The 11,444-nt window shown below is 69.9% G+C and carries 8 protein-coding genes; 4 read left to right on the top strand and 4 right to left on the bottom strand.

The window, feature by feature from the left end; translation table 11 throughout:
* The first annotated feature begins 75 nt into the window (after positions 1-75).
* On the top strand, positions 76-609 hold the full coding sequence (locus ADL01_RS02975; protein WP_053740281.1) for an NUDIX domain-containing protein: 534 nt from the start codon (positions 76-78) through the stop codon (positions 607-609).
* A 6-nt stretch (positions 610-615) separates the two neighbouring features.
* Here the strand turns inward: ADL01_RS02975 and ADL01_RS02970 are convergent, their stop codons facing one another.
* Positions 616-2,982: a glycoside hydrolase family 31 protein gene (locus tag ADL01_RS02970; RefSeq protein ID WP_053740280.1), complete on the bottom strand. Its 2,367-nt coding sequence runs from the start codon at positions 2,980-2,982 to the stop codon at positions 616-618.
* Positions 2,983-3,164: 182 nt separating this feature from the next.
* Here ADL01_RS02970 and ADL01_RS02965 point away from each other — a divergent pair, with 182 nt between their 5' ends.
* The gene (locus ADL01_RS02965; RefSeq protein WP_053740279.1) at positions 3,165-5,141 is read left to right on the top strand and encodes an acetoacetate--CoA ligase; all 1,977 of its coding nucleotides are present in this window, start codon (positions 3,165-3,167) and stop codon (positions 5,139-5,141) included.
* A 19-nt stretch (positions 5,142-5,160) separates the two neighbouring features.
* Here the strand turns inward: ADL01_RS02965 and ADL01_RS02960 are convergent, their stop codons facing one another.
* Positions 5,161-6,480 (bottom strand): aminotransferase class I/II-fold pyridoxal phosphate-dependent enzyme, encoded by a 1,320-nt coding sequence (locus ADL01_RS02960; RefSeq protein WP_053740278.1) that lies wholly within the window; start codon positions 6,478-6,480, stop codon positions 5,161-5,163.
* Between the two features lie 62 nt (positions 6,481-6,542).
* On the opposite strand from ADL01_RS02960, the gene ADL01_RS02955 reads away from it, so the two are divergent.
* Positions 6,543-7,817 (top strand): MFS transporter, encoded by a 1,275-nt coding sequence (locus ADL01_RS02955; RefSeq protein ID WP_324614560.1) that lies wholly within the window; start codon positions 6,543-6,545, stop codon positions 7,815-7,817.
* A gap of 22 nt (positions 7,818-7,839) precedes the next feature.
* Positions 7,840-8,733 (top strand): hypothetical protein, encoded by an 894-nt coding sequence (locus tag ADL01_RS02950; protein WP_053740276.1) that lies wholly within the window; start codon positions 7,840-7,842, stop codon positions 8,731-8,733.
* 71 nt (positions 8,734-8,804) lie between these two features.
* On the opposite strand, the gene ptsP is transcribed toward ADL01_RS02950, so the two are convergent.
* Positions 8,805-10,475 (bottom strand): phosphoenolpyruvate--protein phosphotransferase, encoded by a 1,671-nt coding sequence (gene ptsP / locus ADL01_RS02945; protein ID WP_053740275.1) that lies wholly within the window; start codon positions 10,473-10,475, stop codon positions 8,805-8,807.
* A gap of 78 nt (positions 10,476-10,553) precedes the next feature.
* Positions 10,554-11,003, bottom strand: coding sequence for a PTS sugar transporter subunit IIA (locus ADL01_RS02940; protein ID WP_053740274.1), 450 nt, complete (start codon positions 11,001-11,003; stop codon positions 10,554-10,556).
* Between the last annotated feature and the right edge of the window lie 441 nt (positions 11,004-11,444).

Genomic DNA, 11,444 nt, shown 5'->3' with positions numbered 1-11,444 from the left:
TACCTGCCCGCACGGTGATGCTCCGAGGAGCCCCCCGGAAGAGCGCCGTCCGCATGATCGGATACAGTCCGCCGCGTGTCCGTAATTGAACTGTCAACCGACAACTCCGCGCCCGGCTCCCACTGTTCGAGCTGCGGAGCGCCCTACGGAGAGGGCGTTTCCGGCTGGCCCCGTACGTGCCCCGCCTGCGGCACCGTGGCCTACCGCAACCCGCTGCCCGTCGCGGTGGCACTCCAGCCCGTGTACGACACCAAGGGCGCCGCCCTGGTCGTCATCACCCGAACCATCGCCCCCGCGCGCGGAGGCATCGCCCTGCCCGGCGGGTACGTCGACCACCGCGAGGACTGGCGACAGGCCCTTGTCCGTGAGCTCAGGGAGGAGACGGGCATCGAGGCCGCGAGCCGCGACGTCCGGGTCGTCGACGCGATGAGCTCACCCGACGGGCACCTGCTGCTCTTCGGAGCCCTGCCGGAACGCCCCGCCGACCAACTGCCCCAGTCCGCAGCCACCGACGAGACAACCGGCTGGCATCTCCTGCGCAGGCCGGAGGAGCTCGCCTTCCCGCTGCACACGGTGGCCGCCCGCGCCTGGTTCGAGGGCCGTTACTGAGCCCCCTCAGCGCCCGTCGAGCCCGCGTACCCGCACGGGGTGGGGCGGCTCGCTCACGCCGTCGTCCCCGTCCCGCTCGACGACCACCCGAGTCCCCTCCCAGCGCGTGACGTACCGCTCGATCTCCGGTTCCTGCCATCCGTCACCCGCGTCCGGCACCACCAGCCCGCCCCCGGTACGTCCGAGGGCGGGCGCCCACGCCTCCAGCTCCAGGCAGCCGTCCTCGCCCCGCACGGGCACGACGGCGCCCGCGCGCGCGAGAACCGGGATCCGCGACAAAGGGGCGTCGACCAGCACCTGGCAGGGCCCCTCGTACGCCTGCCCCGTCGCCGTGTCGTACCAGCGCCCGCGCGGCAGCCGCACCGCCCGCCGGTCCACACCCGGATCGAGCACGGGCGCCACCAGAAGACAGTCACCCAGCAGAAAGGCGTCCTCGCAGTCCCGCAGCGCCCGGTCCTCCGGCGCCCCCCACCACAAGGGCCGCACATAAGGCGCCCCCGTGCGCCGCGCCAGATGCGCCAGCGTCATGAAGTACGGCAACAGGCGCCGGCGTTCGACGAGCACCCCGCGCGCGTGCGCGAGAACGTCCGCACCGAACTCCCAGGGCTCCCCGCCGCCCCCGGCCCGCGCCCGCGCGTGCGTGCGGAACAGCGGCAGATACGCGCCCAGTTGGAGCCACCGCAAATACAGCTCAGGTGACGGGTTCCCCTCAAAGCCGCCCACCTCAGGGCCCGAATAGGGCACCCCGCACAACCCGAGGCTCACGACCAGCGACAGCGACGCCCGCAGCCCCGGCCAGCCCGTCGCCATGCCCCCGGACCAGGCCCCTCCGTAGCGCTGCATACCGGCCCACCCGGAGCGGGAGAATATGAACGGCCGCTCTTCCGGCGCCAGTTCGCGCAGAGCCTCGTAAGCCGATCTGGCCATGCACAGCGCGTACACGTTGTGCGCCTCACGATGGTCGCCGCCCTGCCCCTCCAGCGCGTGCCGGGCCGAACGAGGCAGGGTCGACTCCCCGAAAGCGGTGAAGGACGTGGCCTCGTCCATGTCGTGCCAGAACCCCGCGAAACCCTGCCCGAGCCGCTCCTCGTACATCCGACCCCACCAGGCACGCACGCGCCCGTGCGTGAAGTCGGGGTGAACCGATTCCCCGCGCCCTGCGACGCCTCGTACCACCCGCCCCGACGCATCCCGTACGAACGCGTCCTCGGCGCTCCCGCTGTCGTACACGGCGCTGCCCGGCTCCGCCATGACCGCCGGGCCGACGACCGACACCAGCCGGATCCCGTCGCGCCCCAGGTCCTCGGCGAGAGACGGCAGCTTGGGATACCGCTCCTGGTCGACGGTGAACACCTGCCGGCCGTCGAAGTGGTCGATGCCGAGATGTACGGCGTCGAGCGGCAGATCGTGCTCCTGATAGCCGGCGACGACCCGCCGAACCTCCTGCTCGCCGCCGAACCCCCGGCGCGCGTGATGGTGACCCAGGGCCCACGCGGGCGGCAGCGCGGGCGCACCCGTGAGCGTGGCCCAGGTGTGCAGCACGCGCGCGGGGGTGCCCAGCATCATCCAGCAGCGCAGCGGCCCGCCGTCCATCCGCAGCTCGCTCGTGCCGGCCCGGTCATGCCCGGAACCCCCTCCCTCCTCACCCTCCCGCAGGGTCACCGTGCCGTCCCAGGAGGTGTCCTGGAACACCAGATGGGTCGCCGCGTCGGCCACCACCAGCTGCACCGGCATGGTGATGGACAGCGGATCGTCACCGGGACCGAAGGCGCGACCGGGATCCGTGTTCCACAGGCGGTACGTCCCCGCGCGCAGCCGCACTCCCGAGGCGCGCCCGCCGAGCCCGAAGAACCTCGCGTCCGCGGCCACCTCGGAGCGCTGCGTCCAGCGGCTCGCCCCGCCGCCCACGGGCTCCCACCAACGCGGCGGCAGCTCCCGTCGTACGCTCACCCCTCCGGGGGTGAGCACCTCCACCGCGCCGTGCCGCGAGACCACGACGGTCACCCGCTCGGCCACGACCCGCCAGCCACCGTCCTTGTCCGGCTCCAGCGAGGCGCGAGGATCCGGCTCCGGACGGCCGACCAGCGCGTACGACGGTTCGGGACCGGCCCCGTCCCAGCCCCAGAAGACCGCCCCGTTGGCAGCGACGGTGATCCGCAGCTCGGACCTCGCGAACCGTACGACACCGCCACCGGGCCCCGGCTCGACGTGCCGCACGGCCCCGGGCACCCGCGCTCGCTCGGAGCCCCGAGGGGGCAGCCCGGCGGCATCGGCACGCCTCCTGCGCCATGCGGCCCGCGCGGTACGCAAACCCTGGGCCGCCCCCGCCGAGCCGACCGCCTTCACCGAACGCACCAGGTCACGACCGTTCATGCTGTTCAGCCTGCCACTGACTTCACCCTATGTGTGTACCGTTCAGCTGCCGTTCACCCTGGTAGGGACCACATCTTCATCTCCACGACACGACCCCCGGCGCGCCGCACCCTGGTGCCGTAGTCGATCAGATGGCATGGTCCGTCTCAGCCGTGTCACGCGCACAGTCCGGGAGTCGCCGCATGTCCACCACGAACCCCACGCCTCTCTGGCAGCCCGACCCGGAACGCGTCGCCCGGGCCCGGATCACCATGTTCCAGGCGTGGGCGGCCGAACAGCACGGCGCCCCCGCCGACGGCGGCTACGCGGCGCTGCACCGCTGGTCCGTGGACCAGCTGGACACTTTCTGGCAGGCCGTCACCGAGTGGTTCGACGTGCGCTTTTCGACGCCCTACGCGCGTGTGCTCGGCAAGAGCACGATGCCCGGGGCGGAGTGGTTCCCCGGGGCGACGCTCAACTACGCCGAGCACGCCCTGCGCGCCGCGGACACCCGCGCGGACGAACCGGCCCTCCTGCACGTCGACGAGACCCATGAACCCCGCCCGGTGACCTGGTCCGAGCTGCGCCGCCAGGTCGGCTCCCTCGCCGCACAGCTGCGCGCCCTCGGAGTACGCCCGGGGGACCGCGTGAGCGGCTATCTCCCGAACGTTCCGCAAGCAGTGGTCGCCCTGCTCGCCACGGCCGCCGTGGGCGGCGTATGGACGTCCTGCGCCCCCGACTTCGGCGCCCGCAGCGTCCTCGACCGCTTCCAGCAGGTCGAACCGGTCGTGCTGTTCACCGTCGACGGCTACCGCTACGGCGGCAAGGAGCACGACCGCCGTGACACGGTCTCCGAACTCCGCCGCGAACTGCCCACCCTGCGAGCCGTCGTCCACATCCCGCTGCTGGGCACCGAGCCCCCCGAAGGCGCCCTGGAATGGTCCGCCCTCACCTCCGCGGACGTGGCCCCCGTCTACGAACAGGTCGCCTTCGACCACCCCCTGTGGGTGCTCTACTCCTCGGGCACGACCGGCCTCCCCAAAGCCATCGTCCAGTCCCAGGGCGGCATCCTCGTCGAGCACCTCAAACAACTCGGCCTGCACTGCGACCTGGGGCCGGAGGATCGTTTCTTCTGGTACACGTCCACTGGCTGGATGATGTGGAACTTCCTCGTCTCCGGCCTCCTGACGGGCACCACGATCGTCCTCTACGACGGCAGCCCCGGCTACCCCGACACGGGAGCCCAGTGGCGGATCGCCGAACGCACGGGGGCGACCCTTTTCGGCACCTCGGCCGCTTACGTCATGGCCTGCCGCAAGGCGGACGTCCACCCGGCCCGGGACTTCGACCTGTCCAAGGTGCAGTGCGTCGCGACGACCGGATCGCCGCTGCCGCCCGACGGATTCCGCTGGCTGCACGACGAGTTCGCCGAGAGCGGAGCCGCCCTGTGGATCGCCTCGGTCAGCGGTGGCACGGACGTGTGCTCCTGCTTCGCAGGAGCCGTACCGACCCTCCCGGTGCACATCGGCGAACTCCAGGCGCCCGGGCTGGGCACCGACCTCCAGTCCTGGGACCCGAGCGGAAACCCCCTCGTGGACGAGGTCGGCGAACTCGTGGTCACCACCCCGATGCCGTCCATGCCCATCCACTTCTGGAACGACCCTGACGGCAGCCGCTACCACGACAGCTACTTCGACACCTATCCCGGAGTGTGGCGCCACGGCGACTGGATCACCCTCACCTCGCGTGGCTCCGTGATCATCCACGGCCGCTCCGACTCCACGCTCAACCGGCAGGGCGTACGCATGGGGTCGGCCGACATCTACGAGGCCGTCGAACGGCTCCCAGAGATCAAGGAATCCCTGGTCATCGGCGTCGAAGAACCCGACGGCGGTTACTGGATGCCGCTTTTCGTCCACCTCGCGCCCGGAGCCGTCCTCGACGAGGCCCTCCTGAACCGCATCAAAAAGACCATCCGCGAGCAGCTCTCCCCGCGCCACGTCCCCGACGAGGTCATCGAGGTCCCCGGAATTCCGCACACCCTCACCGGCAAACGCATCGAGGTCCCGGTCAAGCGCCTCCTCCAGGGCAGCCCCTTGGACAAGGCCGTCAACCCCGGCTCCATCGACAACCTCGACCTGCTGCACTTCTACGAGGAGCTGGCCCGCACACGCGCGTGACCGGCCCCCGGAAACGGCGTCAACCCCCGTAGGTGGCCTCGGACTCGACCAGCACGGCGGCGAAGTCCGAGGCCAGCCGCGCCGCGTCGGCAGGCTGCAGATCAGCCACCGCGATCCGTACGGCAGGTCCGGACGCAAGCCGGAACCGCGCCCCGGCGGCCACCCACCAGCCGTACGACCGCAGCCCGTTGACCACGGCCGACTCGTCGGGCACGGGCACCCAGACGTTCATCCCGCTCGCCCCGTGGGCCGGGATCACGTGCCGGTCCAACTCCCGCAAGAGCGTGTTCCGCCGCAGTGAGTATGTTTCCCGCGCACTCGCCACCAACGCGCGCGTGCCGTCGTCCGTCATCAGGCCGTACACGGTCTCCTGGAGCAGATGACTGACCCAGCCGGATGTCAGGAGCATCCGTCCGTCGTGCCGGGCCAGAGTGGTCGGATCACAGGCCGCTGCGGCCCACCGAAGGTCGGTCCCCAGGAACTTGCTCACCGTGCGGACGTGCACCCATCGGGCCAGTCCGGCCGAGGTCAGCGTGTGCAGGGAGGCGTCCGCGACGGCGGACGCGTGATCGTTCTCCACCACGAGCACATCCGGCTCCTCCCGGAGCACCGGGACAAGCGCGTCCCGGCGCTCCGCAGAGAAGCACCCGCCGCGCGGATTCTGCCCGCGCGGACTGCACACGACGGCCCGCACACCCGCCCGCAGCGCTCCTCGCAGCGCTTCCGGGATCAGCCCCTCGTCGTCCACGGCGACGGGGTGGTTGCGCAGACCCAACGCGGACACCAGATCCAGCAGATGGTGATATCCGGGATCCTCCATGGCCACGGCGTCGCCGGGTCGCAGCTCCACCGACAGCAGCCGCCCGATGAGATCCAGCGCTCCGTGGGCGAAGGTCACGTGCTCCGTCGGCACCCCGTCGGACCCGAGCCAATCCCGGACGAGGTGTTCCAGCCGCGTCAGCCGGGGCGTCGCGCGATGCGAACGGGCGCCCGGAGAGAGGCGTGAGGGCGGCACCAGCCGGGGGAGCAGTGCGGGATCCGGGTGTCCGCCGGCCAAGTCGCGCAGTCCGTCCGGGACTTTGGGAGGCCGCCGCGAGGCCACCGCCGGAGCAGCCGCGACGACAGTCCCGCCCCGGCCGCGAGTGACCACGATCCCGCGCTGCCGCAACTCCTTGTAAGCCGTCGCGACAGTCCCCGGACTCACCCCCAGCTCATCGGCGAGCCGACGCACGGGAGGCAACCCGGCCCCCGGCCCCAACGCCCCCTCGGACACACCACGTTCGACGGACGCGCCAATTTCCCTGGCCGTCGTTCCACTGATCCCATATTGTGTTGCCACGTTGCTGATTATGTATCAGTACATAAGTCAGGGCAAGGCATGAATCGAAGCAAGGGGGAAACGTGAAACCACTGCGCCGCGTGGCTGCCTGGACCGACCGCGTACCAGGAAGTTCCGACGGCCGCAGAATGCTCCTGGTCACCCTCGTCGACCGCGTCGGCAGCGGCCTGTGGGCCTCCGTCTCCGTCCTGTACTTCACCTACGTCTCCGGGCTCTCTGTCACGGAGGTCGGCACTCTCGTCGCCGCCGCAGGAGCCATTGGCATCGCCGGGGCACCGATAGGCGGCCGCCTCGCCGACCGCTTTCCCCTGACCCGCGTCCTGATCGCCGTCCAAGTGACGCGCGCCCTGGCCTCGTTCACCCTGCTGACGACCGACCACTATGCGGTGCTTCTCGCGTGTACGGCCGTCGGCGGCTTCGGCGACCGCGCGTCGAGCGTCATCACCAAGCTCTACGCCACCCGCGTCGCCGGACCGGACCGCGTCCGGTACCAGGCGATCAACCGGACGGCTGCCAACGCGGGCTGGGCCCTGGGCGGCCTCGCCGCCGCCGCAGCCCTGGCCCTCGGCACGACCACGGCCTACCAGTGGCTTCTCGTCGGCGACGCGCTCTCGTTCGTGGCCACGGCGATCCTCACCCTCGGCTGTGCGGAGCCCCCTTCGGCTTCCCGCACGGTGACCACGTCGTCCGCTCCCGCAGCCACGACCAGCACGGCGAATCCCTGGCGCGACCGCACCTACCTCGCCTACGTCGCGACCGAGGCGGTCCTCTTCCTCGACGACGCCGTCTTCAAAGTCGGCCTGCCCCTCTGGATCGCCCACACCGGCAACGCGCCGACCGGTCTCGCACCCCTGCTGATGGTCCTCAACAACGTGATGGTGGTGGCACTCCAGGTCCCCCTGGCCCGTCTCGGCGCCACCACCAAGGCCGCTCGCGCGCTTCTGCTCCCGCTCTCAGCGGTCTTCGTCCTGGGCGGCATCACTATGGCCCTCTCGGCAACAGGCACGGCAGCCTCCGCGACACTGTTCCTCACCGTCTCCGCCGCCGCCTTCACCATGGCCGAGATGCTCCACGCCACCGTCTCCTGGGAGCTCTCCGTCGCCCTGGCCTCCGACACCGCACCGGGGGCCTATCTCGGGGTCCACGGACTCGCGCAAGCCGTCCAGCGCAGCATCGGACCACTGGCTGTCACGGCGGCCATCGCCACTGGACCCATCGGCTGGACCGGCTTCGGTCTCGGCATTGCTGTGACCTGCGTGATCCAGCACCGCCTCGTCCGCGACCGGCTGACTCGACGGCCATTGTCAGTGGTGCCGGTTACTGTGAGTGAGCATTGATCGACTGCGCACAGGGGGAACCATGGCCAACACCGGACACCCGACCATGCGGCGCGTTCTCCGCCGCGAAATCGCGGGCACCATCGGCCTGCTCACCGACGAACACGACTTCCGAACGATGAGGCGCTACCGCACCTTCGGTTTCGACAACCACACGGAATACCTGCGCGAGGTGGAAGCTCTCCTGAAGAGCCTCGCCGCCCAGGGCAACCACACGACCGTCGCACTCTTCGACCCCGAGGAGTACGCCGAATTCTGCACCGACACCGGCCTCGACCCGGACGCCCCGACCAGCCGCACCCGCTTCACAGCGGAACTCGCCACCACCGGCCCCACCATCGCGTACGACGGCCAGCCGCTCGCCGAACTCGTCCCACACCTCGTCGACGAAGCCGTCCGACAGGCCACCTGGGAGTACGCGGCCACCCTCCTGGCCCGCATCGGTGCCTGCGCATCGTGCGGGGAGGACATCGGACACGCGGCTTTCACCCGTGCCTCGAACCTCCTCATCCGCATCCTCGACACCGCCCCGCAGGGAAACAAGCACCTCGTCTGCAGTGTCACGACACCAGCCGAAACCCTCGTCGCCGTCCTCCACGCGGACGACGACAGGGAGGGCGCCCAGGAGCTCGACGAAGCCGAAGCCCTCGAATTCACCACGGTCCTGGCTCTCGGCATCGCCACCCAGAGCCCCGGCGGACTCGTCATGCGCACCACCGCCCCCGGCACCTCCGACCACATCTACGGCTGGCGCCTACGCGAAAACGGCGTAGAACCTCTGACCGCCGGCGAGGTCTTCGACGCCTACTGCACCGACGCCGACTCGGGCGACCTCATCTCTCCCGAGCCGGACGTCGACTACTGCGCACCCCCCGACCTCGGAGAAGCGGACCCCATGGCGGGCCACGCCCACTGAACGAACAAAGAAAAGAACGGGGGGCGCCCCACGCGAAGTGGAACGCCCCCCCGTCAACCAACGGCCTGCGACTACTCGCCCGACAGGACACCCTGAGCAGCGTCGCGTGCCTCTTCGGCGCTGTCCGCGGCCCGGGCCGCGGCGGCAGCCCGCTCGCACTGCGCCAGCGTGTACTTGGCCAGCGACGCCCGCACATAAGGAATCGAAGCCGCACCCATGGAAAGAGAGGTGACGCCCAGACCGATCAACACACACGCGAGCAACGGGTCCGACGCCGCCTCACCACAGACACCACAGCTCTTGCCCTCCGCACGCGCCGCCTCGGCGGACAGCGCGACCAGGTCGAGCAGCGCGGGCTGCCACGGATCCTGCAAACGAGAAACCGCGCCCACCTGACGGTCGGCGGCGAAGGTGTACTGCGCGAGGTCGTTGGTTCCCAAGGACAGGAACTCGACCTCCCGCAGAATCGACCGTGCCCGCAGGGCGGCCGACGGGATCTCCACCATGGCACCGAACTTCGCCCGCAGCCCGGCCGCACGGCAGGCGTCGGCGAACGCCTTGGCGTCGACCCGGTCCGCGACCATCGGAGCCATGACCTCGAGATGGACAGGCAGCCCTTCCGCGGCTTTCGCGAGGGCCGTCAACTGCGTACGCAGCACATCGGGGTGGTCAAGCAGGGTCCGAAGACCGCGCACGCCCAGAGCCGGATTCGGCTCGTCGGCGGGAGTCAGGAAGTCCAGCGGTTTGTCCGCACCCGCGTCGAGCACCCGAACGACAACGCGCCCCTCGGGAAAGGCCTCGAGGACCTGCCGGTACGCCTCGACCTGCTTCGCCTCGGACGGCGCGTTCTTGCTGTCGTCCAGGAAGAGGAACTCGGTACGGAAGAGACCGACCCCTTCGGCCCCGGCCGCGACGGCAGCCGGTACGTCCGCGGGCCCACCGACGTTCGCCAGCAACGGCACCTTGTGACCGTCGGAGGTGGCTCCCGGACCGGTCGAAGCCGCCAGCGCCGCCTTGCGCTGCGCCGCAGCCGCCTGCAACTGCGCTTTCTTCTCAGTACTGGGTTCCACGAAGATCTCGCCCGTGCTGCCGTCCACCGCGATCACGGTGCCCTCGGCAAGCTCACCCGCACCGGGCAACGCCACTACGGCGGGGACACCGAGGGCCCTGGCCAGGATCGCGCTGTGGCTGGTCGGCCCACCCTCCTCGGTGACGAAGCCGAGAACCAGGGTCGGGTCCAACAGCGCGGTGTCGGCGGGCGCCAGGTCACGAGCAATAAGGACATACGGCTCGTCGCTGTCGGGGACCCCGGGCATGGGCACCCCGAGCAACCGCGCGACGATACGATTCCGCACGTCGTCGAGGTCGGCCACACGGCCGGCGAGGTACTCGCCAGCACCTGCCAGCAAGGCCCGATACGCGGCAAACGCGTCGTACACAGCGCGCTCGGCCGTACTGCCGACCGCGATACGCCGGTCCACGTCCGCCATCAGTTCGGGGTCCTGGGCCATCATGGCCTGGGCCTCGAGCACCGCCTGCGCCTCGCCGCCGGCCAGATTGCCGCGCGCTATCAGGTCCGCGGCCACAGCGTCCACGGCCTGGCGGGCGCGCCCCTGTTCGCGCTCCGCATCCGCCGCCGGAATCTGCTTGGCAGGCGGTTCGAGTACTGCCGTTCCCATGTGCCGAACCTCGCCGATCGCCACACCGTGGCTCACGCCGACGCCTCGCAGGGTTGTCTCCATCTCACCCGTCTCCGATAGTGCGGCGGGTCCCTCCGCCGCGATGGTTTGCGTGCTTGCCGTCATGGATGGGCGCTGACGTCACTGCCACCCGAAGAGGCTGTCGCCAGCCTTCACGGCACCGTCCTCAATAAGATCGGAGAGGGAGTCGGACGTTGCCTCGAGCGCCACGATCGGGCACACCGGGGACTTGCCGGCAGCTTCTACGGCGGCCGGGTCCCAGCGCACCACGCTCTGGCCCCGCGTCACCGTGTCGCCCTTGTTGACGAGCAGCTCGAAGCCTTCGCCATTGAGCTGCACGGTGTCGATACCCAGGTGGGTGAGTACACCGTGGCCTTCGTCATCAACGACGACGAAGGCGTGCGGGTGGAGCGAGACGATGACTCCGGACACGGGGGCGACGGCCTCAGAGGGCTCGCGTACGGGGTCGATCGCGGTGCCGGGGCCGACCATGGCCCCAGAGAAGACCGGGTCCGGCACGGCGGCCAGTCCGATGGCGCGTCCTGCAAGAGGGGACGTCACGATGGTCAAGGGAAGCCTCCCGGGGATGGAGATTCATACGGGCCGTCGCTGCCTGTCCCGGACGGCACACTGTTGAGCAGCGTATGTCATATGAAGTGCCGGTTCCGTGTGAGAGACGGCGGTTGGCGTCCCGGAGCACCCAGGCAATCGATTTGCACCCGCTCCGAGCGTCCGTGTACAGTCGACCTCCTGCTTGAGGCCGAGTGACGCGAACCAAGCGTCCTCAACCTGGCAGCACCCAACTTGTCAGATCCTATCCAGGATCCTGTTTTGCATGCCTGCTGAACAGTGGTCAGGGAGACAGGAAAACACTGATAAAGTCGGAGTCGCCGGAAAGGGAAACGCGAAAGTGGAAACCTGGAAAGCACCGAGGAAATCGGATCGCGAAGCGGTCTGATAGAGTCGGAAACGCAAGACAGCAAGACAAGAGCAAGACAGAAGAAAAGTAAG

Source organism: Streptomyces sp. NRRL WC-3618, assembly GCF_001280005.1.
Taxonomy (GTDB): domain Bacteria; phylum Actinomycetota; class Actinomycetes; order Streptomycetales; family Streptomycetaceae; genus Streptomyces.
The sequence above is the reverse complement of the archived record's forward strand: the minus strand, read 5'-3'. Positions and strand labels throughout refer to the sequence as shown.

Coding starts and splice junctions, on each gene's coding strand:
- ptsP (WP_053740275.1), bottom strand. CDS start 10,475: ATGGAGACAACCCTGCGAGGCGTCGGCGTGAGCCACGGTGTGGCGATC.
- ADL01_RS02970 (WP_053740280.1), bottom strand. CDS start 2,982: ATGAACGGTCGTGACCTGGTGCGTTCGGTGAAGGCGGTCGGCTCGGCG.
- ADL01_RS02950 (WP_053740276.1), top strand. CDS start 7,840: ATGGCCAACACCGGACACCCGACCATGCGGCGCGTTCTCCGCCGCGAA.
- ADL01_RS02965 (WP_053740279.1), top strand. CDS start 3,165: ATGTCCACCACGAACCCCACGCCTCTCTGGCAGCCCGACCCGGAACGC.